Source organism: Humitalea sp. 24SJ18S-53, from assembly GCF_050632385.1.
Classification (GTDB): domain Bacteria; phylum Pseudomonadota; class Alphaproteobacteria; order Acetobacterales; family Acetobacteraceae; genus Humitalea.
In genome coordinates, this window is record NZ_CP192599.1 from 4,375,126 (window position 1) to 4,399,942 (window position 24,817).

Below are 24,817 nucleotides of genomic sequence, written 5' to 3' on the forward strand. Positions count from 1 at the left end.
CTTAGGTCAGGGTATTGACCCATACGGCCACCGGGCCGAATGTTGGCGAAAGACATCGTCCTGGGGAGGACCGCCATGTTGCTTCGCCTCGCACTCCTGGCCGGCCTGGCCGTTGGTTTCGTCCAGCCCGTCGCGGCGGAAGCGATCTTCGTATTCGGCGACAGCCTCTCCGACGGCGGCAACAACTTCGTCTTGCGCGGCGGCGCCAACCCGAGGCCGCCCTATGCCGAGCGGTCGACCAATGGACCGGTGTGGGTGGAACTGCTCGCGCCGATGATCGGCGCGGAAACGCCCGTCGCCAGCCGGCGGGGCGGGACCAATTATGCCTATGGTGGCGCCACCTCCGGGCCGACCGCCGTCTATGCCGCGACCCCCAGTGATGGCCCCGGACAGCTTGCCGAGTATCTGGCGCGCACCCCCGCGGCGGATCCTGCGGCGCTGCATGTGATCTGGATCGGCGCCAACGACCTCGCCGCGATCTTCCGCGCCGAAGGCATCGATGGCCCCTTGGCGGGCCAGGCCATCGCGCAGACGACGGCGAATGTCGCAACCCTGGTCAATACCTTGGCCGAGCGCGGCGCCAAGCGCTTCCTGCTCGTGACGGTGCCCGACCGCGGCATCGTGCCGCGCTACGCCTTGGACACGCCGCCGATCGCCGCCAATGCGACGCAGCGTAGCGAGGCGCTGAACGCTGCGCTGGTGCCGGCCATTCGCGCCATCGCCGAACAGCGTGGGCTGGAACTGCGGGTTTTTGATGCCTTCGCGACCTATCGCGCGGTCGTGGCCGACCCTGCACGCTTCGGCCTCGTGGAGGCCAGGCAGGTGTGCTGGGTCGGCGACGCGCTGGGCAACGGGACCCAATGCGCGGCGCCGGATCGCTTCTTCTACTGGGACCCCGCGCATCCGACGACCGTGGGGCATCGCATCCTCGCCGAGGCGGCGTCTCGCGTGATGCAGGCGCCGCCCCTGGTCGCGGCGCGCTGATCAGGCGGTCAGGGTTCGCCCGCGCCGCGCAGCCCGGACGGCCGCAACACCAAGCACGACAAAGCCGGCCAGCAGGACCGCCTGCGTCACGTTAAAGGGTGTTTCGGATCGCGTCGCCGCCGCGCGCAGTTCCGGCAGTTTGGCAAAGGCCTGCGCCACGGCCACCAAGGCCAGCAGGTAGAGGCTGGCCACCATCCCGCCCGCATCCACCTGGCGCCAGCCGCCATCCAGCCGGAAGGCGTAGCGCGCGGCGAGCACGAGGCCGAGGACGGGCAGTGCGATCCCGCCCACCAGATGCGATGGCAGGATCCGGCCGAGGGGAAACAGGAAGCCCGTGACGCTGGTGGCGATCGCGCTGGCGAGGAACATTCCCGTCCAGCCGGGGCGGGCACCCTCACGCAGCAATTGGGCGACCACGACCGCACCTGTCGCCAGGGCGATGAAACTGAGCGCCGTATGGAGTGTCGTCAGCGTGGATAGATCGCTCGCCATCGCAGGCCCCCCCGCCGCGATCCGCCGGGGACCGCAGGTGCGAGTCATACCTGCATCATGGGGCGTTGCCGCAACGGTTTTTAGAGCGTGATGACCGCAGGCGCGAAGGCGCCGAAGATCTGAATCACCCGCGAAAACAGAATCCTGGACCCTGATGGGTGAGTGAAGGCGAACGCATCCGGGTCTAGCGCCGCTACCCTGCCCCGCCATGGGGGCAAATCCGGGCAGGAACCGAAGGTTCCCGCCGGAAAGCGCGAGGGGTGAAAAAAACCCCTCGCCTACACCGTCAGCGACGGATGCCGAGGCGCCCGATCAGGCTCTCGTAGCGCTTGTGGTCCTTGCGCTTCAGGTAGTCGAGCAAGCCACGACGCTGGCCAACCAGGACCAACAAACCACGACGGCTGTGGAAATCCTTGGGGTGCGCCTTGAGGTGTTCGGTCAGGTAGGTGATCCGGCCGGAGAGCAGGGCGACCTGGACCTCCGGGCTGCCGGTGTCATTCGCCTTGGTCTGGTATTCTTTGACAACCGCCGAGCGGGCGGCCAAGTCCATCGACATCGCGTGTTCCTTCGCGTTTGAGTTAGGCTTCGCCCTGGCCACCCATCCAGCGTTCGGGGAGCAACATGCCCCCATCCAGCCGGCACAGGCCCAACAAGCGCTCCCCCGCCATCACGCGGACCAGGCCCCCATCGGGGCTGGCATCGGTCGGAATGCGGCCCATGAACGCGACAAGGCTCATTGCCTCGCCGTGTTGGAGCCTCATGGCCTCTCCTGCGGTCGCGGCCAGTGCCGGGATGTCGGCCAGCGCGGTCGTTACCGGCAAGAGAAGGTCCGGGGAAGGAGGCGGCGTATCGCCGGAAACCAGCAAAGAGTCCAGCGAAACCGCCATGCTCTCAAGGAAGGGGCCGACCCGCAGGCGGCGCAGCGCCGTGATATGCCCGACGGTGCCGAGCGCACGCGCCACATCGCGGGCGAGCGAGCGCATGTAGACGCCCTTGCCCGAGCGCACATGGAAGATGGCGGTATCGGCGTCCGGCCGTTCGACCAGGTCGAATTCATCGACACGGGCCGGGCGGGCGGCGATGTCGACCGCCTGGCCGGAACGGGCCAGGTCATAGGCGCGTTCGCCGCCGATCTTGATCGCCGAATACTGCGGCGGGATCTGCATGATGTCGCCGCGAAAGGCGGGCAATGCGGCGCGGATCGCCTCATCCGAGGGTCGCGCGTCGGAGGTTTCGATCACCACGCCGTCGGAATCATCCGTGTCGCGTGCCTCGCCGAAGCGCAACGTGAAGCGGTAGATCTTGGTCGCGTCCATGGCATAGGGGACGGTCTTGGTGGCGGCACCGAAAGCCAGCGGCAGCACGCCGGTCGCCAGCGGATCCAGCGTCCCGCCATGGCCGACCTTCTGGGCCTGGAAGGCGCGCTTGACCTTGTTGACCACATCGGTCGAACCCATGCCACCCGGCTTGTCGATCACCAGCCAGCCGTCGAGGACGCGGCCCTTGGGCTTACGTTGAAAACGCGGGGGCATATCAGTCAGTGTCCTCAGGAATCGGGCGTGGGCGGCCGGCTGTGTCCAGCGCGACAAAGGTGAAGACCGCCTGGGTGACGCGGCGGGTGGCGTCTTCATGGCGTTCGCGGGTCCAGGCCTCGATGCGGATGCGCATGGAGGTGCGGCCGGTGGCGAGCACGGTGGCGTAGAGGCTGACCTCGTCGCCGACATGCACCGGGGCTTCGAAAGACATCGCCTCCACCGCCACGGTCGCGGCGCGGCCGCGTGCCCGGCGGGCGGCGGCATTGCCGGCGGCCAAATCCATCTGCGCCATCAGCCAGCCACCAAAAATATCGCCGGCCGGATTGGTGTCGGCCGGCATGGCAATGGTGCGGATGACGGGCGGTTCGGTCGGCGCCGTCACTCCGGGTCTTCCGGTTCGTTCTTGGCCAGCAGGTCGCGCAACACTTCGGGCTGCTTCATCAGCAGGTCCATCTTCAGCGCGTAATCCGGTGCCGTATCGGGCTGGAAATGCAGTTGCGGCGCGAACTTGAGGCGCACCGCCTGCGACACCGCGTGCCGCAGATGCGGCTGTTCGGCATGCAGCAGCTTCAGCAATTCGTTGGACACGGGCTTGCCGAGGGCGGCGACAAAAACCGTCATGTGCTTGAGATCGGGCGATGCCCGAACCTCGGTCGCGGTCAGGGCGATGCCATCAAGGGCGGGGTCACGGAATTCCCCGCGCGCAAAAACGGCGGAAAGCGCGTGACGCACTTCTTCGCCGACCCGCAGCATACGCTGGGACGGCCCCGCATCGGCGGCGCGTTTCGACATGGTGGTGGTGTTCCCTGGATAACCGGCGCCCCCGTTCTACGGGGGCGCCCCCGACGCTTTGACCCTGGACGCCTTTTACAGCGTGCCGGCGACCGTCTCGACCTCGTAGCACTCGATCTGGTCGTCCACACGGATATCGTCGTAGCGCATGAAGCCCATGCCGCATTCGTAGCCGTTCGTGACTTCCTTCACGTCGTCCTTGAAGCGACGCAGGGTCGAAAGTTCGCCCTGGTGGATCACCACGCCCTCGCGCAGCAGGCGAACGCCGCAGCCGCGGCGGACCACGCCCTCGGTCACGCGGCAACCGGCGACCTTGCCGATGCGCTTGACCTCGAACACCTGCAGGATCTGGGCGTAGCCCAGGAACTTTTCGCGCTGCACCGGAGCCAGCTTGCCGCGGACCAGCTTCTCGATGTCGTCCGCGACCTCGTAGATGATCGAGTAGTAGCGGATGTCGACACCGTCGCGCTGCGCCATCTCCCGCGCCTGCACCGTGGCGCGGACGTTGAAGGCGACGACCACGGCATCGGAAGCCTTGGCGAGCTGGATGTCCGACTCGGTGATCTGGCCGACGGCGCTGTGCAGCACCCGGACCTTCACCTCGTCGTTGCCGATCTTGCCCAGGGTCACGCCGATGGCTTCGGCGCTGCCCTGCACGTCGGCCTTGACGACGCAGGTGACTTCCTTCTGCGCGCCGGCCTGGATGCGGGCCAGCATTTCGGTCAGCGTGCCACGGCTGGCGCCGGCGGCATTCACCGCCTTCTCGCGCAGGCGGGCCTGGCGGAATTCGCTGATTTCGCGGGCGCGGGCTTCGTTCTCGACCGCGATGAAGGTCTCACCGGCCGAGGGCACGCCCGACAGGCCGAGGATTTCCACCGGGACCGAGGGTCCGGCTTCCTTCACCGTCTTGCCCTTGTCGTCCACGATCGCGCGCAGGCGGCCCCATTCGGCGCCGGCAACGACGATGTCGCCCTGCTTCAGGGTGCCCTTCTGGACCAGCACGGTCGCGACGGCGCCGCGGCCCTTGTCCAGGCGGCTTTCGATGACCGTGCCTTCAGCGGCACGATCCACGGCGGCGCGGAGGTCGAGCACTTCGGCCTGCAGCAGGATCGATTCCAGCAGCTTGTCGAGGTTGGTGCCCTGGGTCGCGCTGACCAGCACCACCTGGGTTTCACCGCCGAGGTCTTCCACGACGATGTCGTGGCTCAGCAGTTCCTGCTGCACGCGGGCCGGGTTCACGCCGGGTTTGTCGATCTTGTTGACCGCCACGATGATCGGCACGTTCGCCGCCTTGGCGTGGCGAATGGCCTCGATCGTCTGCGGCATCACGCCGTCATCCGCCGCGACCACGAGCACCACCATGTCGGTGACCGAAGCGCCACGGGCGCGCATCGAGGTGAAGGCCTCGTGGCCCGGCGTGTCGATGAAGGTGACGCGTTCGCCGGACGGCAGCTTCACCTGGTAGGCGCCGATGTGCTGGGTGATGCCACCGGCTTCGCGGCCGGCCACATCGGTCTTGCGCAGCGCGTCCAGCAGGCTGGTCTTGCCGTGGTCGACGTGGCCCATGATGGTCACGACCGGCGGGCGCGGCACCATGGTGGTGTCGACGTCCACGACGCCTTCCAGGCCGATTTCCACGTCGCTGTCGGCAACGCGCTTCACCCGGTGGCCGAATTCCTGGACCACGAGTTCGGCGGTGTCGGCGTCGATGCTCTGCGTCAGGGTCGCCATGACGCCCATGCGGAACAGCGACTTCACCACTTCGCCGCCACGGGCGGCCATGCGGTTGGCGAGTTCCTGCACCGTGATGACTTCCGGCACCACGACGTCACGCACGACGCGCACCTGGTCGGAGCGCAGCCGGGCCAGTTCGGCCTGGCGGCGTTCGCGTTCACGGGCGCGGCGCAGCGAGGAGATCGAGCGGGACCGCTCGTCCTCGCCCTCGATCGCGGCATTCACGTCGACGCGGCCGCTGTCGCGGCGGCCGGCGGAGGCCGGGGTGGTCTTGCGGACGGGCGGCGGCGGCATGCGCTTGCCGGCGGGGCCCATCGGCATCCCGCCCGGACGGCGCGGCGGACCGCGACGTTCTTCTTCTTCCTCGCCCGCCGGACGGGCGCGCAGGGTCAACTTGGCGGCGGCCGCACCCGGGGTGGTGGCGGCGGCGCCGGGGGCTGGGCTGCCGGGGCGGCGGGCCGGGACCGGGGCCTGGCCGACGGCATTGGCCGCGATCGGGCGGGCGACGGTCTGGCGGACCGGGCTGCCGGGCAGGTCGACGGCCGGGGCGGCGGCGACCGGCGCGGGGGCGGCCGGGGCAGCGGCGACCGGGGCCGGGGCGGCTTCCTCGGCCGGTTCGGGCGAAGGCACGCCGGTGGCGCGGGCCAGGGCGGCTTCGATATTGGCGCGCTTGGCAGCTTCGGCCGCGACCTTGCGCGCCTCCTCGGCGGCGCGGGCGTCCTCTTCCGCCTGGCGGCGGTCGTCCTCGGCGCGGCGGGCCGCTTCCTCGGCGGCGGAGCGGACCATCAGCGCCTGCTGCTCACGCAGCTCGCGCTCACGCTGGGCCTGAAGCCGGCGCTGTTCGTCCAGCACGCGCTGGCGGGTGGCCAGTTCGGCGGCGGTCAGGGGCCGGCCGGCGGGGGTTGCCGCGGGGCGCGGTGCCGCCGGGGCGGCGGCCCCTGGCTTCGCCGCGGCGGGCACGGCCGGGGCCGCGGGGCGCGAGCCCTGCGAGGGCACCATCACCTGCGGTCCGCCCGGGCGTGCCGGCGTGCTGACGACGCGCTTCTTCAGCACCTCGACCTGCACAGCCTTGCTGCGGCCATGGCTGAAGGACTGGCGGACGGTGCCGCCATCGACTGTCTTGTTGAGTTCCAGACGACCGCTGGGCCGAAGGCTCAGCTTGTTCTTGGTCGCATCCTGGTCGTTTTGATCGCTCATCCGTCCGCCTGGTAACCTGGTAACCGTCAAACTGTCCCGGGGGTGCTGGGGCCGCCGGCGAAACCGGCCAACCTCTGCGCCTCGGTTGCGATGGATCCGGCCAAACGACCAGGCGCCACCGCCACATGCACCGCCTGGTCCCGACCGAACACCCCGCCGAGATCGGCGGCGGTGAGCGGTGTGACCACCGGCACGTCGCGTCTGCCAAGCAGACGATCGCGTTCGGACAAGCTACCGTCCGCCGCTTCCACCAACAGGCCGACCCGGCCCGCCAGCAGCCATTCCTTCACGGCTGCCCAACCGGCAACCGCCTGTCCGGCACGCCGCGCCAGACCGATCTGGTCGCGTACGCGGCGCCGCAGACCATCCTCGATCCGCAACCTCAGGTCGGGGGGGACATGCACCGCACACCGCGCGGCCTTGGCAAAGGCCCCACGGGTGACGGCGCGTTCTAGCACATCGCCCCGCGCGCTCAACCACAAACCCCGCCCCGGCAGCTTCGCCGCGAGGTCGGGGACCACCGTGTTGTCGGGACCGATCACGAAGCGCAACATTTTTTCGCGCGAATCCGTGTCGCGCGTGACGATGCAGCGCCGGGTCGGTCCGGTTTCGGGTTCGTCCTCTACGGGATCGGCCGGGTCGGTCGTCGCGTCAGGCGGGGGCGTTGTCATCGGCCTCCGGCATGGCATTTTCGTCATCCGGGAACCAATGCGCGCGGGCCGCCATGATCACGGCATTGGCGCTTTCCTCGTCCAGGGCTTCCTCGCCCACGATCTCCAGCAGCTCGTCGGAGGCGAGGTCGGCCAGGTCGTCCAGCGACTTGATGCCCTTCTCGCCCAGCGCCACAAGCATGGCAGGCGTGAATACGCCGATCTCCAGGATGCTGTCCTCGACCCCGAGTTCGACGCGCTTGGCCTCCAGTTCCAGGTCCCGGGCGTCCAGGAAGGCCTGGGCGCGGCGCTTCAACTCGGCCGCGACGGATTCATCGAAGCCTTCGATCTCGGCCAGTTCCTCATCCTCGACGGCCAAAAGGTCCTCGATGGTGGAGAAGCCCTCGGTCACCAGCAGGCTGGCGATCATGTCGTCCACGTCCAGCGCCTGGACGAAGAGGCCGGTCTTGGTGCGGAATTCTTCCTGGCGGCGCTCCGATTCCTCGGCCTCGGTCAGGATGTCCACGTCGTAGCGGGTCAACTGGCTGGCCAGGCGCACGTTCTGGCCGCGGCGGCCGATGGCCAGGGAGAGCTGGTCGTCGGGGACCACGACTTCGACCCGGCGGGCCTCGTCATCCAGCACGACCTTGGTCACTTCGGCCGGGGCCAGGGCGTTGACGATGAAGGTCGCGTTGTCGGGCGACCAGGGAATGATGTCGATCTTTTCGCCCTGGAGTTCGGCGACCACCGCCTGCACGCGGCTACCACGCATACCGACGCAGGCACCGACGGGGTCGATCGACTGGTCGCGGCTGATGACGGCCATCTTGGCGCGAGAACCGGGGTCGCGGGCGACGGCCTTGATCTCGATGATGCCGTCGTAGATTTCCGGCACTTCCTGCGCGAACAATTTTGCGAGGAAGCCCGGGTGGGTGCGGGACACGAAGATCTGGGGCCCGCGCGGTTCCTCGCGCACGTCATAGATATAGGCGCGGACGCGGTCGCCGTTCTTGAAGGCTTCGCGGGCGATGGTCTCGTCCCGGCGCAGCAGGGCTTCGGCCCGGCCCAGGTCCACCATCAGGTTGCCGTACTCGGTGCGCTTGACGATGCCGTTCACGATCTCGCCGACGCGGTCCTTGTATTCGTCGAACTGCTTCTTGCGCTCGACCTCACGCACGCGCTGGACGATGACCTGCTTGGCGGTCTGGGCGGCGATGCGGCCGAAATCGATCGGCGGCAGGGGGTCGACGATGAATTCGCCGGTCTTGATGCCCGGCTTGATCTTCACCGCGATGCGAAGGGAAAGCTGCGTCGCCTCGTTTTCCACAGGCTCGGCATCGACGATCTCGGTCCAGCGCGACAGGCGGACTTCGCCGTTCTTGCGGTCGATGGTGGCGCGGATGTCCTTCTCCAGGCCGTACTTGGCCTTGCCCGCCTTGCCCATGGCCTGTTCCATGGCGTCGAGCACTTCCTCGCGCTCGATCATCTTTTCACGAGCAACGGCTTCGGCGACCTGCAGCAGTTCCGGGCGGGCGATGGCGACGTCGATGGCCATGGCGGTGTTCCTCTTTCTCTCGGTCAGTTGGGCGCGGCGGGGGGGCCCGCCGTCGCCGCGATCAGTTCATCGGTCAGGACCAGCTTGGCCCGCCGCAGGGTGGCGCGCGGCAGGGCGATCTCGGTCCCATCATCCAGTTTCATGCGGGCGGTCTCGGCATCGGCGCCCAGCACGATGCCGCGGAAGCGCTTGCGCCCGTTCAGCGGGACCATCACCTCGGCCGTCGCGATGTGGCCGATGAAGCGGTTCCAGTCCTTGATGCGGGTCAAGGGCCGGTCGATGCCGGCCGAGGAGACTTCCAGGTTCCACAAGCCCTTGAACGGGTCCAGCACGTCCAGCGCCGCGCCGGCGGCGTGGCTGATGGTGGCGCAATCCTCGACATCGATCATGGCGCCGTCGGTGCGGTCGGCCATGATCTGCACGGTCGGCCGTTCCTTGCCGCTGACCTGCACGCGGACCAGCTCGTAGCCCAGTTGCAGGATCACCGGCAGGATGCAGTCGGCCAGGCGCGCTTCCAGCCCCTCATGCATCGGCAGGTCGCCGGAGGGGAGGATCGGGGTCGCGATCGGTTCGGGTTTATCGGGTTCGCTGGTCACGGCGGGTCCGGTCGCAAGGCCCCCGAACCAACGGATCGGGGGGGACAAGAAAAGGGGTGGACATGAAAAAGGGCGGCCCCGCAAGGCCACCCCCTCTGAATGTCAGTGAAGATGTTTGTGTCGCGCTAGATAGCGTGCCGCCCCGGCCCAGGCAAGGACTTGCCGCCCCGGGAAGCCGATCATGGTGGATTGTCCATAATATGCGCCGTCGCGGCCGAATGCCGCCCCCGGCGGCCGCGAAACCGCCGATCCGCGGGTTGCAGTCCCGCGCCGCACGCCATATCACGCGCAATGAATACGGGGCGCCTGGCCCCTGGCCCGACGCTATTTGTTCGGGCAGCGTACCGTGTAGCAGGGGACATCGGGATCCATGAGCTCACTCGAAGTGAACAAGGTCTTCGGGGCGGTCCTGACGGCCGGCATCGCCTTCATGGTGACCGGTTTCGTCAGTGGGCTGCTGGTCCATCCGAAACCCGCGCATGAGCTGGCGATCGCGCTCGGCCCCGACCCGGCGGCGGCGCCGGCCGGGGCGCCCGCGGCGCCGGCCAAGGCCGACCCGATCCTGGCGCTTCTGGCCACGGCCAATGTCGCGAATGGCCAGACCGTGTTCGGCCGCCAATGCGCCGTGTGCCATACCGTGAACGACGGCGGCCGCGCGGGGGTGGGGCCGAACCTCTATAATATCGTCAACGCCCACCACGCCCATGCCGAAGGCTTCAACTATTCCGCCGCGATCCGCGGCATGAATGCGAAGCCCTGGAGCTACACCGACCTGAACGAATGGCTGTGGAAGCCGGCGCAATACGCCCCCGGCACGCGCATGGCCTATGCCGGCCTGGCCAATACGCAGCAGCGCGCGGATGTGATCGCCTATCTGCGGTCCCTGGCCGCGACCCCTGCCCCGCTGCCGACCGAGGCCGAGATCCAGGCCGCCGCGGCCGCCGCCGCCCCGCCGCCCGTGGCGACGGCCGCGGTCCCCGCCGAATCCGCGGCCGCGGTCGCCGCCGCCGCCGCCACGGCGCCGGCCGCGCCGGCACTGGCCCCGATCGGCCCGATGCTGGCGACGGCCAATGTCCAGAACGGCGAAGTGCTGGCCCGGCGCCTCTGCGGCGTCTGCCACACCTTCACCGAAGGCGGGCGCAACGGCGTCGGCCCCAACCTGTGGAACGTCGTCGGCGGCAAGCACGCGCATGCCGAAGGCTTCAACTATTCCGCCGCCAACCGCGCCCAGGGCGACAAGCCCTGGACCTATGAGGACCTGAACGCCTGGCTGGTGTCGCCCACGCGCTACATGCCCGGCACCCGCATGGCCTTCGCCGGCGTCTCCAATGCGCAGCAGCGCGCCGATATCATCGCCTATCTGCGCACCCTGTCGGCGAGCCCGCAGCCGCTGCCCTGAGGGCCTTCGATCCCCACGCAAAAAGGGCCGCCCCAACCGGGGCGGCCCTTTTTCGTATCAGGGGCGCCCCCCGGCGGCGGATACGATTATTCGCTGCCGAATGCCGACAAGGCTGCTAGCCTGCCTGCCTGAGGTTCGACCCGCCGCCCGCCAGGGCCGGCCATCTTTGAGAATCGACCCTGGCCCGCGTTGCCCGATCGGAGCCTCCAACGGCGTACCGAGGAAGCGCGACATGGCATATACGGTAGACAACATGCACTCGATGGCGGGGCAGGCCCCTGCCATCCGCCACATCGGCCCATCCGACCTGTGGCGGGCGCTGCGGCTGGGCTGGCAGGATTTCCTGGCCGCGCCGACGCAACTGTTCTTCCTGGCGCTGATCTACCCGATCGTGGGGCTGGTCGCGGCGGCCGTCGCCTCGGGCGACAGCCTGCTGCCGATGATCTGGCCGCTGGTCAGCGGATTCGCGCTGGTGGGGCCGCTCGCCGCACTCGGCTTCTATGAGATCAGCCGGCGGCGAGAGAACGGGATGGAGGTGTCCTGGCTGGATGCGCTGCAGGTCCGACATTCGCCGGCCATCTTCTCGATCCTGATCATGGGCGTGATCCTGCTGGCGATCTTCGTCGCCTGGATGACGGCGGCACGAATGATCTACGGGCTGACCATGGGCAGCATACCGAACGCGCCCTTCGACGCCTTCGTGCGCTTCGTCTTCAACTCGCCCGAAGGGATGCGGATGATCGTGCTGGGCAACGCCGTCGGCTTCTTCTTCGCGGCCCTGGTGCTGGTGCTGACGGTGGTATCCTTCCCGATGCTGCTGGACCGCGACCCGGGGATCGGCGTCGCAATCCGCACCTCCATCCGCGCGGTCGCGGCCAACCCGTTCACGATGGCCCTTTGGGGGCTGATCGTCGGGACGGCCCTGCTGCTGGGCGCCGTGCCATTCTTCGTCGGCCTGGCGGTGGTGGTGCCGGTGCTGGGGCATGCGACGTGGCATCTGTACCGGGCGGTGGTGGTCTGAACGGGTAAGTTGCGCCGTGGAGAGGGCTTCGCCCCCTCCACACCTCCCCCACCAAGGGGCCGTGACCCCTTGGAACCCACGGCGTTTGGCAAAATAAAGAGAGGGGCGTCACGGGAGCGCCATTGATCAAGGGTGCCCGGTGCCCCTCTCTTTATTTTGCCAATACATCTCGCCGGTCCAGGGGCGGCGGCCCCTGGTGGGGAGAGTTTGAGAGGGGCAAAGCCCCTCTCAAAGCGCAACCTCCCCAGTACTTACGCGCCCCCGCTACCGTGACGCCGCCTCACGCATCACCTCGGCCCGCGCCTGCAGCCGGGCGAAGACCGCCGCCGCGTCGGCATCGGTCAGTTGGCCGGCTTGCTTGCGGATGCGGCCGTCGATGATGACCGTGTCGATATCGCCGGCACTGGCTTGCAGCAGGACCAGGCCGGCCGGGTCGCTGACGGGGGCGGTCAGGGCGCTGTCGGTGCGGATCAGCAGCAGGTCGGCGCGCTTGCCGGGGGTCAGGCTGCCGGTGATGCGGTCCAGGCCGAGGCCCCGGGCGCCGTCGATGGTGGCTAGGCCCAGCATCTGCCGGGCCGTGACGGGCGGCGGGCTGGGGGCGGCGCGGGTCGCGGCCAGGCTTGCGACGTTCAGCCGGTGCAATTCGGCGGCCAGCGCGACGCGGAGTTGCGGCAGCAGGCCGCCGCCGACCATGGAGGGGATGTCGGTGCCGAGGGACACGCGCATGCCCGCGGCGGCGGCCTTGAAGATCGCGGGGTGGCCGTGGCCCATGTGCATCTCGACCTCGGGCGTCGAGCAGAGCATCGCGCCCTTGTCGGCCGCGAGCTTGTATTCATCGTCCTCGTGGCTGTTGGCATGGACGATCTGAAGGCGATCGTTCAGCAGGCCGGCGGCGTCCAGTTGCGCCAGGAGGCGCTGCTTGCGGTTCGGGTAGATCGCGGCGCCGGTATGGATCGAGATGGGGAAGCCGAGTTCGGCCAGCCGCCGCATATCGGCCAGCGCCGGTTCCAGCGGCGTGAAATCCGGGCCTTGCAGGCAGGTCCAGAGGTTGACCATCGGCCCCGGGCGCAGGGCGCGGGCATGCGCCATCATGCGCGCGTTGATCGCGGCCGCGTCGCCGCCGGCGGGGATCGGCGGCGCGGTATAGGCCAGGACCGCGCGGATGCCGGCGGCATCCAGCCCCGCCAGGGCGGCGTCGGCATGGTCGGGGGAGGCGGTTTCGCGGCTCCAGTCCATCACCGTGGTGACGCCGCCGAAAATTTGTTCCAGGCCGCCGGCGTGATCTGCCAGGCGCACGTCATCGGGCGTCATGCGGTTGGAATGGCGCAGGACGATGGTCTGGAAGTAGTCACCGAAGGAATGTTCGGTGGACAGGCCGCGCTGCATGGTCTGGGCTAGGTGGATATGGCCATTGACCATGCCGGGCATGGCGATGCGGCCGGTGCCGTCCAGGACCAGGGCGCCGGAGGGGGCCTCGATGGCGGCGGCGACGGCGCGGAGGATGCCGTCGATGATCAGGATATCGCCGCGCGGCAGGTCGCCGATGGCGGGGTCCATCGAGAGAATATGGGCGCCGCGGATCAGGATCGGGCGGTTGGCGGGGGTTTGCGCCATGGCGGGCAGCGCCGTGGCGGCGGCCAGTGTGGCGGCGGCGACGGCCAGCCCGCGCCGGCCGAGGCCGGTCGTGTCCTGCTTCGAGGTCATTGTTTGGGTCCGTTTCTTCCTGACGGACTTATGAATGCAACCGATTGCAGAATCAAGGCTCGGGTGGTTGCACCACCGTCAGCCAATGCCGCGCGATGGCGGCGCGGGGCGCGACCCAGGCGCGGCCGCTGGCGGCGATATGGGCCAGGATCGCCTCCAGCGCGCCCATCCGCCCGGGGCGGCCGATCATGCGCAGATGCAGGCCGATCGACAGCATGCGGGGTCGCCGGTCGCCCTCACGCAGCAGCCAGTCGAAGGCGCCGTTGCAGTAGTCGGCGAAATCGCGGCCGTTGAAGCGCGACTCGTTCAGGAACTGCATGTCGTTGGTGTCGAAGGCATAGGGCAGCACCAGGTGCCGCCGCCCGGCGACCGAGGTCAGGTACGGCAGGTCGTCGTCATAGGCGTCGCTGTCGTACAAGAACCCGCCATCCTCGACGAGCAAGCGCCGCGTATTGGCCGAGGCCGCGGAGCGCGTGTGCCAGCCGACCGGGCGGGTGCCGGCGGCGGCGCTGATGGCGGCGATGGTGCGCTGGATGGTGGCGCGTTCCTCATCCTCCTGCATCGCGGCGTGGCTTTCCCAGCGCCAGCCATGGGCCGACACCTCATGCCCGCGCAGCACGGCGTCGCGGACCAGGCCGGGCAGGCGCTGGGCGGCGCGGCCGCAGGTGCTGATGGTGGCTTTCACGCCATAGGCGTCGAACAGGTCCATGATCCGCCACCAGCCGGCGCGGGTGCCATAGGCGAAATGGGTGTCGGTGCAGGGGTCGGGGCCGTCGAGGGGGTGGGAGACCTCGTGGATTGCCTCGTTCCGCGCATCGCCGTCGCGGATGGAGAATTCGGACCCTTCCTCGAAATTCACGACGAAGGAGACGGCGATGCCGGCCCCGCCCGGCCAGCGTGCATGCGGCAAGTCCCCGGCATAGCCCAGGAGGTCGCGCGGCGAGGTGAGCAGCGGCGGCAGGTCGATGGTCATGCGGGTCAATACCTTGGCCGGCCCAAGCCGGCGCGACCGTGATCGTATCGTGAAAAACCGAGACAGTCACAACAGGCCGGCATCGCGATCCGGCCCTGATCCGTGCAACCTACGCCGCCGGGTCCCAGGCCGGGCGGCGGCGGCCGGCGAAGGCGGACAGGCCTTCCTGGCCTTCCTCCGATGCCCGCTGCATCCAGCTTTCATGCGCCAGCAGTGCCATTTGGCGCGCGTCCAGGGTCAGCCCGTTGGCGGCCAGGAAGGAGTGCTTGGTCACCGCGCAGGCACCGGGCGCCGAGCGCAGGGTTTCGGCCAGGATATGGGCCAGGCGGGCCTCGATCGCCTCGGCCGCCACGACCTCGTGCACGAGGCCGATCCGCAGGGCTTCCGCGGCGTCGAAGCGTTCGCCGGTCAGGGCGTAGCGGCGGGTGTGGCGCAGCCCCATGGCGTTGACCATGTGGGTGGAGATCGGGGTGGGGGCGACGCCGACGCGCACTTCCGTCAGGCCGAAGATCGAATCCGGCGTCGCCAGCGCCACATCCACGCAGCAGACCATCCCGCAGCCGCCGCCGAAGCAGGCGCCATGCACCATGGCAAAACTCGGCTTGGGGAATTCGTTCAGCCGCTGCATCGCGGTCGTGGTCGCCATGCTGGCGGCAAAGGCCTGGTCGGGCGGGTAGGCGGCGGCGCGCAGCAGCCAGGTCAGGTCGGCCCCCGCCTGGAAATGCTTGCCGTCGCCGCGGATGACCAGGGCGCGGACCTCGGGGTCGGTGGCCAGGCTGGCCAGGCCGTCGATCAGGGCCTCCAGCATGTCCTCGTCATAGGCATTGCCGCGGGCGGGGCGGTTCAGGGTGGCGGTGGCGACGCCCTGGTCGTCGATGGCAATCAGCACGGGCGCTGCTTCGGTCATGGCGGTTCCTCCCTTGGGGCGGAGCATGGCGCATCGCCGGGGCCTCCGATACGCTTCCGGCCTGACAGGAAAAGAGGATGGCCGCCTTGGACGACAGCTTCGTGGCACGGCGCGTGGCCGAGATCGCCGAATGGCACGGTGTCACGCCGCCGAACCCGCTGGCGTTGCTGGCCCTGGCGGATCTGGCGCCGGTGCTGGCCGAATTCGTGGCGTTGCGGGGGCAGATGGCCTTCGAATACGAGCCATCCAGTTTCGAGGCGGCCCTGGCGGCGACGCGGGACCCGGGCTGATGCCGGCCCTCGCCTACCCGACCTTGACCGCGGCGGCGGATGCCTTCGCCGCCGGAGAGGTTTCGGCCGCGGCCCTGACCGAAAGCTGCCTGGCGCGTATCGCTGCCCAGGATGGCGCGATCAATGCGGTGATCCGGCTGGATGCGGAGGCCGCGCGCAGCCGCGCCACGGCGCTGGACGCCGCCCGCGCACGCGGCGAACCGCTGGGACCGCTGGCCGGCGTGCCGATGCTGCACAAGGACATGTATTACCGCGAAGGCCATGTCAGCACCTGCGGCAGCAGCATCCGCGGGATGTTCGTCCCCCCGGTGACCGCGACGGTGCTGTCCCGGCTGGATGCCGCCGGGGCGATCGACTGCGGCACCCTGAACATGTCGGAATTCGCCCAGAACGGCACCGGCCACAACGCGCATTTCGGCGATTGCCGGAACCCCTGGAACACCGACTACTGCACCGGCGGGTCATCGTCCGGGCCGGGGGCGGCGGTGGCGGCCGGGTTTGCCTATGCCTCGCTGGGGTCGGACACGGGGGGGTCGATCCGCCTGCCGGCGACCATGTGCGGCGTGACGGGGTTGAAGCCGACGCAGACGCGGGTGCCGCGCACCGGGGTCATGCCGCTGTCCTTTTCCTGCGACAACGTCGGGCCGCTGACCCGCACGGCGCGGGACGCGGCGCGCTTCATGAAGGTGATCGCCGGCGCCGACGGGCTGGATCCGACCTGTGCCAGGGAAGCGGTGCCGGATTACGAGGCGGCACTGACCGGCGACCTGCGCGGGCGGCGGATCGTGGTGGTCGAAACCACCTTCATGGAGGACATCGACGCCCCGGTCATGGCGGCGTTCGAGGCGGCGCTGCTGGTCCTCGCCGCCCGGGGTGCGACGATCACCCGCATGGCGCTGCCGCTGATGCGGGCGATCAACGCCGGCATGGCCGTGCTGTCCCGCGTGGAATCGGCGACCATCCATGCCAACTGGATGCGCGAAAGACCGGGCGACTACGCGCCGCACCTGTCGGCCCGGATCTATGGCGGCTTCGCCATCCCCGGGGCGATCTATAACGAGGCGCTGGCGATGCGCGGCCCCCTGCTGCGCGCCTTCGTCGGCGCCTGCCTGACCGATGCCGACCTGGTCGCCAGCCCCACCATGCCCATCCGGGTGCCGACCCGGGCCGAGACGGATTCCGATGCCGATCCGGCCAATTGGCCAAGGATGCTGGCGGTGTCCACCAATACCCGGCCCTTCAACTACCTGGGGCTGCCGGTGGTGTCGGTCCCCTGCGGCTTCGACGACCGGGGGCTGCCGGTCGGGTTGCAGCTTGCCGCGCGACCTTTTGCCGAAGCGCGCGTTCTGGCAGCAGCAGATGCCTTCCAACGCGACACGGATTGGCATTTGCGGCGCCCGGACGTGGTCTGACCGGGGCGATCCCCCCGGTCCCGGCCCTTGCGCAGCCCGCTTTGCTTGCCGAGACTGCATCACGACCTTGGGACAACGAAGATCGCCGTGACGGACCGCCCCGCCCCCTTCGACGAAATGACGGAAGGGGAAGGCACGCGCCCCCCCTATGCCGGCATTGCCCGCTACCTCGCCACCGCCGGCGAACCGCTGTTGCAGCGAAAGCGGCGCGAGGCGGAGGTCCTGTTCCGCCGCATCGGCATCACCTTCGCGGTCTATGGCGAGGGTGGTGACCCGGAGCGGCTTATCCCCTTCGACATCATCCCGCGCATCCTGGGCCGCGGCGAATGGGACCGGCTGGCCAAGGGGCTGGAACAGCGGGTACGGGCGCTGAACGCCTTTTTGGCCGACGTGTATAGCGAGGGGAAAATCCTCGACGCCGGGCTGATCCCGCGCGCGCTGGTGATGGAGAATGCCTGCTACCGGAAGGAAATGGTCGGCATCCATCCGCCGCGCGGCGTCTATTCGCAGATCGCCGGGATCGACATGGTCCGCACGGGACCTGACGAATTCTATGTGCTGGAGGACAATTGCCGCACGCCATCGGGCGTGTCCTACATGCTGGAAAACCGCGAGGCGATGCTGCGGCTGTTCCCCGATGTCTGCGCGGCGCATCGCCTGCTGCCGGTGAACAACTACCCCGAGGAATTGCTCGAAACCCTGAAATCCATCGCGCCGGAAAACTGTACCGGAAATCCGATCGTCGTGGTGATGACGCCGGGGCCGTATAATTCGGCCTACTACGAACACTCCTTCCTGGCCGATGAGATGGGTGTCGAGCTGGTCGAGGGCACCGACCTTTTCGTCGAGGACGACATCGTCTTCATGAAGACGACGGCCGGGCCGAAGCGGGTCGATGTCATTTATCGCCGCATCGACGATGAATACCTGGACCCGGAGGTCTTCCTTCCGGACAGCACCCTGGGCGTCGCGGGGCTGATGCGGGCCTATCGCGCCGGCAATGTCGCGCTGTGCAACGCGCCGGGGGCCGGGATCGCCGACGACAAGGCGATCTACCCCTTCGTGCCGGAGATGGTGCGCTTCTACCTGAACGAGGAACCGCTGCTGGCGAATGTGCCGACCTTCCTGTGCGAACGGGAGGATGAGCGCGAATACGTGCTGGCGAACCTGGACAAGCTGGTCGTGAAGCTGACCCATGGCTCCGGCGGCTATGGCATGCTGGTCGGGCCGCATAGCACGCCCGAACAACGTGCCGATTTCGCCGCCCGCATCCGGGCGCGGCCGCATGAATACATCGCGCAGCCGACGCTCGCGCTGTCCACCGTGCCGACGCTGGTGGATAGCGGCATCGCGCCGCGCCACGTCGATCTGCGGCCCTTCGTGCTGACCGGGCGTGAAGTGCGGATCGTGCCGGGCGGGCTGACGCGGGTCGCGCTGCGGGAAGGGTCGCTGGTGGTGAATTCATCGCAAGGCGGCGGCACCAAGGACACCTGGGTGGTGGAGGACGAACCGGTCCAGAGCCAATCGCAATCCCAGTCCCAATCCGGCGGCGGGTCGCAAAGCCAATCGCAAAGCCAGGGGGGGGGCGGCTGATGCTCTCCCGCACCGCTGACAGCCTGTATTGGCTCGGCCGCTATTCCGAACGCGCCGGCAATGTCGCGCGCGGCTTGCAGGCGTCGCTGCGCATGGCCTCGCTGGGCGGCGCGCTGGCTTCGGCGCCGCAGGAATGGCAGGCGCTGGTCACCGCCACGGGCGGGCGTGAGGCCTTTGCCGAAAAGCATGGCGCCGCGACCGGCGAGACGGCGATCCACTGGCTGACGCTGGATACCGACAACCCCTCCTCGATCGCCAATTGCATCGAGAACGGGCGGCGCAACGCGCGCGCCGTGCGCACCGCGCTGACCGCCGACATGTGGGAGGCGATCAACGAGACCTGGCTGGAATTCCGCCGCATGGATGAAGGCACCATCCAGGGCGACCGGCTGCCCGGGTTCCTGGATTGGGTGAAGGCCCGAACCCTGCTGTTCAACGGGGCCGCCGCCGACACGATGCTGCGGGGCGAGGCCTGGCGCTTCACCCACCTCGGCACCATGCTGGAACGCGCCGACAATACCGCGCGGCTGCTGGATGTGCGCCATGCGGTCTTCGTGCCCGATGCACCGGAGGATGCGTCATCCCACGCGCAATGCCAGGCGGTGCTGCGCGCCGTCGCGTCGCTGCGCGCCTACCAGCACGTCTATCGCGCCCGGCTGACGCCGCGGCTGGTCGCGGAATTGCTGATCCTGAAGCCGGAATTGCCGCGTTCGCTGGTCGCCTGCTATCGCCGCGTGGACCAGGTGCTGGACCGGATTTCGCAGGATGCCGGCGGCCGGCGTGGGGAGGCGAATGACATCGTCGCCGCCCTGCACACGCGGCTGCGGAACGCCAGGATCGAGGATATCCTGGAGCAGGGCGTGCACGCCTTCATCACCGAGACCATCGGCATCAACCTCCGCCTTGGCATCCAGATCGCGGACACGTATCTGCACGGGTAAAGCTGGAGGAAACAACATGACCTATTGCGTCGGCCTGTTCTTGCAGGAAGGACTGGTCATGCTTGCCGATACCCGCACCAATGCGGGTGTCGATCACATCTCCACCTTCTCCAAGATGTTCACCGTGACGGCGCCGGGTGAACGGATGCTGTGCCTGCTGTCGGCGGGCAACCTGGCCATCACGCAATCGGCGTGGAACCGCTTGCAGGACGGCGTCTTCCTCGACCAGCGCAAGCAAACCTTGCTGAACGTGACCAATATGTTCGAGGCCGCCCGCCTGGTCGGCGAGGCGATCCGCGATGTCTATCGCGCCGATGCCGCGATGCTGTCGGCGCAGAATATCGGCTTCGACGTGTCGGTGATGGTCGGCGGGCAGATCGCCGGCGGGCCGATGCGGCTGTACCTGGTCTATGCCGCCGGCAATTTCATCGAGGCGACGCCGGACAACCCTTTCCTGCAGATCGGCGAGCACAAATACGGCAAGCCCGTGCTGGATCGCGGCGTGCGCCATGACACCAGCATCGACCAGGGCATCAAGCTGGTGCTGGTCAGCATGGACAGCACGATCCGGTCGAACCTGACCTGCGGGTTGCCGCTGGACCTGCTGGTGTATCGGGAGGGCACGCACGACATCGCGCTGCAACGGCGGATCGTGGAGGAAGACCCCTATCTGCGCACCGTGCGGGTGGGTTGGGAGGAATCGCTGCGTGCCGCCTGGCTCGGGATTCCCTCGCCCGACTGGGAATACGTCCAACAACAAAAAACAACATCCGAAAAGGAGAGCGCCGCATGATCGACCGCCGTTCAACATTGGCGCTACCGGCGCTGCTGCTGGCACGCCCCGCCTTCAGCCAGGCTTGGCCCAGCCGCCCGATCCGCATCGTCGTGCCCTTTGGCGTCGGTGGTTCCGCCGATGTCGCGGCGCGCTTCCTGGCCGAACCGCTGGCCGTGTCGCTCGGCCAGTCGGTGATCATCGAGAACCGCCCCGGCGCGGGGGCCGTCATCGGCACCGACCTGGTCGCGAAATCGCCGCCCGATGGGCAGACGCTGCTGCTGATGAGCAACACGCATACGGCGAATGAGACGCTGATCCCGGCGCGCCCCTATGCGCTGATGCGCGACCTGATGCCGGTCGCGGCGATCAACATCGCCTTCCATGTGCTGGCCGTGCACCCGAGCCTGGGCGTTTCCACCGTTGCCGAGTTGATCGCGGCGGCCAAGGCGCGGCCGGGGGCGATCGACTTCGCCTCCTCCGGCCCCGGCACGCCGTATCACATCGCCGGCGAGGTTTTTGCCGCCATGGCCGGCATCCAGTTGAGCCACATCCCCTTCCGCGGGTCGAACGAGGCGCGGACCGCGCTGATCGGCGGCCAGGTGCCGATGATGTTCGACGCCATCCCTACCATGCGCGAACAGATCGTTGCCGGCCGCGTGCGCGCGCTGGCCACGACCGGCCCGACCCGCAGCGTGCTGCTGCCGGAAGCGCCACCGCTGGCCGAGACGCTGCCGGGATATGACGCCAGCATCTGGCTCGGCCTGATGGCCCCCATCGGCACGCCGGCCCCGATCGTGGAACGGCTGAACGGCGAGGTGAACCGCATCCTGGGGCTGGAGACCACCAAGGCCGCCCAGGCCCGCATGGGCGCCCAGCCGATGCCGATGAGCATCGCCGAATTCGACACCTTCCTGCGCGCCGACATCACGCGCCAGGCGGAATACATCCGCATGGCCCGGATCCAGGCCGGCTGATGACGCGCTTCACCCTGAATGGCAGCCCCGTTTCGGTGGATTTGCCGGATGACGCCACCCTGCTGCATGCGCTGCGGGGGCCGCTGGAACTCAACGGGCCGAAATTCGGCTGCGGTGCGGAGGCCTGTGGCTGTTGCCATGTGCTGCTGGATGGCAAGTCGGTGCCGTCCTGCACCTTGCCGCTGACGGCGGTGGAGGGGTGCCGCGTCACCACCGTGGAAGGCCTTGGCACGGCGGAGGCGCCGCATGCCTTGCAGACGGCGTTTCTTGACGAACAGGCGGGGCAATGCGGCTGGTGCCTGCCGGGGATTCTGGTCAGTGCCTCGGCCTTGCTGGAGACCACGCCGCATCCGGATGAGGCGACGGTGCGTGCCGCGCTGGACCCGCATCTGTGCCGCTGCGGCAGCCACAACCGCATTGTCAGCGCCGTGATGAGGGCCGCCGCATGATCCCGATCGTCCTGGCGAGCACCCTGACCGACCGCACCCGCCCGGTGCTGGATGGGCGGTTTCCGATCCCCGGCGTCGCCATCACGCATGTCGCCGACGAGCCCGAGATCATCTTCCGGCGCACCCTGCGTGAAGCGGCGTTTGACGTCGCGGAACTCAGCATGGGCAGCCACATCGTCACCACGGCACGCGGCGACAGCCGCTACACCGGCATCCCCGTCTTCCTGTCGCGCGCTTTCCGGCACAATGCCGTCTGGATCAGGACGGATCGCGGGATCAACGGCCCCGGGGATCTTGCGGGCAAGACCATCGCGCTGCCGGAATACCAGCAGACGGCGGCGCTCTGGGTGCGCGGCATCCTGCGCGACCAGCACGGGGTCGATACGGCCTCGATCAAATGGCGGATCGTCAGCGAACGCATCGCGATCACGCCTCCGCCGGGGATGGATCTGGCCCCCTTGGGCGAAACGGCGGATGAGGCGTTGATCGCCGGCCGGGTCGATGCCTTCTTCGGGCCGCGCCCGCCGGCCGGGGCCTTGACTGCCGGCGCGCCGGTTGCGCGCCTCTGGCCCGAACCGCGCGCGGCGGAGGAAGCCTATCATGCCGCGACCGGTTTCTTCCCGATCATGCATTGCCTGACCATCCGCAAGGATGTCGCCGCCGCGAATCCCGACCTGCCGATGGCGCTGTTCGAGGCGTTTTGCGCCGCCAAGAACGCCTCGGTGCGCGAGATGATGCTGGGCAATGTGCTGCGGGTGTCGTTGCCCTTTTCGCATTACGAGGCGCAGGAACAGTCCAGCCTCATGGGCGGCAACCCCTGGCCCTATGGGCTGGCGCGCAATCGCGACGAAATCGCGGCGATGATTCGCTATGCCGTCGCCGATGGGCTTGCGGCCCAGCCCATCGCGCCCGAAGACCTGTTTCATCCCAGCGTGCTGGACGCGATCGACAAGGGCCCCTGACATGCAATACCCGCCCGCCGAACCCGGCATGCGTGAGGAGGATGTCGAGACTCCCGCGCTCGTGCTGGATCTCGATGCCTTCGAGCATAACCTCGACACCATGGCCGGCGCCCTGATCCCGACGGGGGTTCGGCTGCGGGCACATGCCAAGACCCACAAGTCGGCGGTGGTCGCGAATGCGCAGATCCTGCGCGGCGCCATCGGGCAATGCGTCCAGAAGGTGGGTGAGGCCGAGATCCTCGCCTGGGGCGGGGTGCGCAACATCCTGGTGTCGAACGAGGTCGTCGGGCCGAAGAAGCTGGCGCGCCTGATGGCGCTGTCGCGCATCGCCGATGTGGCGGTCTGCGTCGACGACGAAGCCCAGATCGTCGCGGCCGAGGCCGCCGCCGAGGCCGCCGGTCGCCGGCTGACGGTGCTGGTGGAAATCGACGTGGGCGCGGGGCGCTGCGGCGTGACGCCGGGGCCGGAGGCGGTGGCGCTGGCCACCCGAATCGCCGACAGCCCGCACCTGATCTTTGGCGGGCTCCAAGCCTATCACGGCAGCGCCCAGCACATCCGCGATCCGGAAGCGCGCGTCGCCGCCATCGCCTCGGCCAGCGAGGACAGCCGCCGCACGGTCGAACAGTTGCGCCAGCGTGGGCTGGATTGTCCGATTGTCGGCGGCGCCGGCACCGGGACCTTCGCGCTGGAGGCGGGCAGCGGCGTCTATACGGAAATCCAGGCGGGGTCCTATGCCTTCATGGATGCGGATTACGCCCGGAACGCGTCGCCGCCGCCGTTCCGCCATGCGCTGTTCGTGCTGGCCACGGTGATGTCGCGCGCGGTGCCCGGGGTCGCGGTGGTGGATGCGGGGCATAAGGCGATCCCGACCGACAGCGGCTATCCGCTGGTCTGGGAACGCCCGGGGCTGGCCTATGTCGGGGCCAGCGACGAGCACGGGAAGATCACCATTGGCGACGGCGCGGCCCCCGCCCTGGGCGAGAAACTGCGCCTGGTGCCCGGGCATTGCGACCCGACGGTGGATCGTTTCGACTGGTATGTGGGTGTGCGGAAGGGCCGGGTGGAATGCCTCTGGCCGATCGGCGCCCGGGGTATGATGGCGTAACCGGGCCGCGGCTGTGCTAGGGACGGGGTCGTGAGCTTCACTGACCCTGACCGCATCTGCGGTGCCCCGGCCGTCGCCGCCCTCTTCGCCTGCCGTCCGGCGGCGGTGCTGCGACTCTTCTATGTGCCCGAACAACGTTTCCGCGCTGGGCCCTATTGCGCGCTGCTGGCCAAGTCCCGCCGCCCCTACCGCGAAGTCCCGCCAGAGGAGATGACCCGCATCGCCGGCACGCCGCATCATGGCGGCATCGTCGGCATCGCCGAACCGCGATCCCTGATGGCCCTGCCGGACAATCTGGCGATCACGGGCACGCTGTTGCCGGTGCTGGATGGGGTGGGCAATCCGCACAACCTGGGCGCCCTGGCCCGGACGGCGGCGTTCTTCGGCGCGCGGGCCATGCTGCTGGGCGGCATGGGGCGGGCGGGGCTGTCGGATGCGGCCTATCGCGTGTCCGAAGGCGGGTTGGAGCACCTGACCCTGTATCGCGCCGACCCCCTGGCCTCGGTCCTGCGCGGCCTGGCGCCGCGCATGCTGACCGTGGTGGCCGTCGCCGCCGGCGGCGTCGCGCCGGCCGCCGTGCCGCGCGACCGGCCCATCGCGCTGGTCCTGGGCAATGAGGAAACCGGCCCGGCGCCCGATACCATCGCCGCCTGCGAGATGCGGGTGACCCTGCCCGGATCGGGGCTGGTCGAAAGCCTGAATGTGTCCGCGGCGGCGGCCGTGCTGTTTCATGCCTTGACCTGACAAGCGGCGCTTCCCATTCCCTGCGCACCCCCC

The 24,817-nt window shown here is 68.8% G+C and carries 25 protein-coding genes; 13 read left to right on the top strand and 12 right to left on the bottom strand.

Features of this window, described 5'->3' with window-relative positions:
• Positions 1-75 precede the first annotated feature (75 nt).
• Positions 76-984: an SGNH/GDSL hydrolase family protein gene (locus tag ACQW02_RS21015; RefSeq protein WP_431281858.1), complete on the top strand. Its 909-nt coding sequence runs from the start codon at positions 76-78 to the stop codon at positions 982-984.
• Here ACQW02_RS21015 and ACQW02_RS21020 read toward each other — a convergent pair whose 3' ends face one another.
• The 9 genes from ACQW02_RS21020 to rimP all read right to left on the bottom strand — a co-directional run bounded on the left by ACQW02_RS21020 (position 985) and on the right by rimP (position 9,469).
• Positions 985-1,476, bottom strand: coding sequence for a hypothetical protein (locus ACQW02_RS21020; RefSeq protein WP_431281859.1), 492 nt, complete (start codon positions 1,474-1,476; stop codon positions 985-987).
• A gap of 286 nt (positions 1,477-1,762) precedes the next feature.
• The gene (gene rpsO, locus ACQW02_RS21025) at positions 1,763-2,032 is read right to left on the bottom strand and encodes a 30S ribosomal protein S15 (protein ID WP_431281860.1); all 270 of its coding nucleotides are present in this window, start codon (positions 2,030-2,032) and stop codon (positions 1,763-1,765) included.
• 22 nt (positions 2,033-2,054) lie between these two features.
• Positions 2,055-3,008, bottom strand: coding sequence for a tRNA pseudouridine(55) synthase TruB (gene truB, locus ACQW02_RS21030; protein WP_431281861.1), 954 nt, complete (start codon positions 3,006-3,008; stop codon positions 2,055-2,057).
• 1 nt (position 3,009) lies between these two features.
• Positions 3,010-3,351, bottom strand: a complete 342-nt coding sequence (locus tag ACQW02_RS21035) for an acyl-CoA thioesterase (RefSeq protein ID WP_431285950.1) — start codon at positions 3,349-3,351, stop codon at positions 3,010-3,012.
• Between the two features lie 38 nt (positions 3,352-3,389).
• Positions 3,390-3,803, bottom strand: coding sequence for a 30S ribosome-binding factor RbfA (rbfA, locus tag ACQW02_RS21040; RefSeq protein WP_431281862.1), 414 nt, complete (start codon positions 3,801-3,803; stop codon positions 3,390-3,392).
• A gap of 75 nt (positions 3,804-3,878) precedes the next feature.
• Positions 3,879-6,734: a translation initiation factor IF-2 gene (gene infB, locus ACQW02_RS21045; RefSeq protein WP_431281863.1), complete on the bottom strand. Its 2,856-nt coding sequence runs from the start codon at positions 6,732-6,734 to the stop codon at positions 3,879-3,881.
• A gap of 26 nt (positions 6,735-6,760) precedes the next feature.
• On the bottom strand, positions 6,761-7,405 hold the full coding sequence (locus tag ACQW02_RS21050) for an RNA-binding protein (protein WP_431281864.1): 645 nt from the start codon (positions 7,403-7,405) through the stop codon (positions 6,761-6,763).
• Positions 7,386-8,939 carry a transcription termination factor NusA gene (nusA, locus tag ACQW02_RS21055; protein ID WP_431281865.1) on the bottom strand — a complete coding sequence of 518 codons (1,554 nt, stop codon included), beginning with the start codon at positions 8,937-8,939 and terminating at the stop codon, positions 7,386-7,388. The genes ACQW02_RS21050 and nusA overlap by 20 nt, the downstream gene beginning before the upstream one ends.
• A gap of 23 nt (positions 8,940-8,962) precedes the next feature.
• Positions 8,963-9,469 (bottom strand): ribosome maturation factor RimP, encoded by a 507-nt coding sequence (gene rimP / locus ACQW02_RS21060; protein ID WP_431285951.1) that lies wholly within the window; start codon positions 9,467-9,469, stop codon positions 8,963-8,965.
• Positions 9,470-9,905: 436 nt separating this feature from the next.
• Here rimP and ACQW02_RS21065 point away from each other — a divergent pair, with 436 nt between their 5' ends.
• Together ACQW02_RS21065 and ACQW02_RS21070 are read left to right on the top strand one after the other, a co-directional pair.
• Positions 9,906-10,934, top strand: a complete 1,029-nt coding sequence (locus tag ACQW02_RS21065; protein WP_431281866.1) for a c-type cytochrome — start codon at positions 9,906-9,908, stop codon at positions 10,932-10,934.
• 232 nt (positions 10,935-11,166) lie between these two features.
• Positions 11,167-11,955: a DUF2189 domain-containing protein gene (locus ACQW02_RS21070; protein WP_431281867.1), complete on the top strand. Its 789-nt coding sequence runs from the start codon at positions 11,167-11,169 to the stop codon at positions 11,953-11,955.
• A 264-nt stretch (positions 11,956-12,219) separates the two neighbouring features.
• Here the strand turns inward: ACQW02_RS21070 and ACQW02_RS21075 are convergent, their stop codons facing one another.
• From ACQW02_RS21075 to ACQW02_RS21085, 3 genes are all read right to left on the bottom strand, one after another.
• Positions 12,220-13,659, bottom strand: a complete 1,440-nt coding sequence (locus ACQW02_RS21075) for an amidohydrolase family protein (protein ID WP_431281868.1) — start codon at positions 13,657-13,659, stop codon at positions 12,220-12,222.
• Between the two features lie 52 nt (positions 13,660-13,711).
• Positions 13,712-14,632, bottom strand: coding sequence for a polysaccharide deacetylase family protein (locus ACQW02_RS21080; RefSeq protein WP_431281869.1), 921 nt, complete (start codon positions 14,630-14,632; stop codon positions 13,712-13,714).
• A 109-nt stretch (positions 14,633-14,741) separates the two neighbouring features.
• Positions 14,742-15,539, bottom strand: coding sequence for an enoyl-CoA hydratase-related protein (locus tag ACQW02_RS21085; protein WP_431281870.1), 798 nt, complete (start codon positions 15,537-15,539; stop codon positions 14,742-14,744).
• 77 nt (positions 15,540-15,616) lie between these two features.
• On the opposite strand from ACQW02_RS21085, the gene ACQW02_RS21090 reads away from it, so the two are divergent.
• The 10 genes from ACQW02_RS21090 to ACQW02_RS21135 all read left to right on the top strand — a co-directional run bounded on the left by ACQW02_RS21090 (position 15,617) and on the right by ACQW02_RS21135 (position 24,784).
• A complete protein-coding gene (locus ACQW02_RS21090) occupies positions 15,617-15,829 on the top strand; it encodes a hypothetical protein (protein ID WP_431281871.1) in 213 nt (70 codons plus the stop codon).
• Positions 15,829-17,241 carry an amidase gene (locus ACQW02_RS21095; RefSeq protein ID WP_431281872.1) on the top strand — a complete coding sequence of 471 codons (1,413 nt, stop codon included), beginning with the start codon at positions 15,829-15,831 and terminating at the stop codon, positions 17,239-17,241. The genes ACQW02_RS21090 and ACQW02_RS21095 overlap by 1 nt, the downstream gene beginning before the upstream one ends.
• A gap of 87 nt (positions 17,242-17,328) precedes the next feature.
• Positions 17,329-18,834 (top strand): circularly permuted type 2 ATP-grasp protein, encoded by a 1,506-nt coding sequence (locus tag ACQW02_RS21100; RefSeq protein WP_431281873.1) that lies wholly within the window; start codon positions 17,329-17,331, stop codon positions 18,832-18,834.
• Positions 18,834-19,775 carry an alpha-E domain-containing protein gene (locus ACQW02_RS21105; RefSeq protein WP_431281874.1) on the top strand — a complete coding sequence of 314 codons (942 nt, stop codon included), beginning with the start codon at positions 18,834-18,836 and terminating at the stop codon, positions 19,773-19,775. Before ACQW02_RS21100 ends, ACQW02_RS21105 begins: the two co-directional genes overlap by 1 nt.
• 16 nt (positions 19,776-19,791) lie before the next feature.
• Positions 19,792-20,568 (top strand): peptidase, encoded by a 777-nt coding sequence (locus tag ACQW02_RS21110; RefSeq protein ID WP_431281875.1) that lies wholly within the window; start codon positions 19,792-19,794, stop codon positions 20,566-20,568.
• The gene (locus tag ACQW02_RS21115; RefSeq protein WP_431281876.1) at positions 20,565-21,524 is read left to right on the top strand and encodes a tripartite tricarboxylate transporter substrate binding protein; all 960 of its coding nucleotides are present in this window, start codon (positions 20,565-20,567) and stop codon (positions 21,522-21,524) included. The genes ACQW02_RS21110 and ACQW02_RS21115 overlap by 4 nt, the downstream gene beginning before the upstream one ends.
• Positions 21,524-21,973, top strand: coding sequence for a (2Fe-2S)-binding protein (locus ACQW02_RS21120; RefSeq protein WP_431281877.1), 450 nt, complete (start codon positions 21,524-21,526; stop codon positions 21,971-21,973). Before ACQW02_RS21115 ends, ACQW02_RS21120 begins: the two co-directional genes overlap by 1 nt.
• Positions 21,970-22,935 carry an ABC transporter substrate-binding protein gene (locus ACQW02_RS21125; protein WP_431281878.1) on the top strand — a complete coding sequence of 322 codons (966 nt, stop codon included), beginning with the start codon at positions 21,970-21,972 and terminating at the stop codon, positions 22,933-22,935. Before ACQW02_RS21120 ends, ACQW02_RS21125 begins: the two co-directional genes overlap by 4 nt.
• A gap of 1 nt (position 22,936) precedes the next feature.
• Positions 22,937-24,040, top strand: coding sequence for a DSD1 family PLP-dependent enzyme (locus ACQW02_RS21130; protein ID WP_431281879.1), 1,104 nt, complete (start codon positions 22,937-22,939; stop codon positions 24,038-24,040).
• 30 nt (positions 24,041-24,070) lie between these two features.
• On the top strand, positions 24,071-24,784 hold the full coding sequence (locus ACQW02_RS21135; protein ID WP_431281880.1) for a TrmH family RNA methyltransferase: 714 nt from the start codon (positions 24,071-24,073) through the stop codon (positions 24,782-24,784).
• The last annotated feature ends 33 nt before the right edge of the window (positions 24,785-24,817 follow it).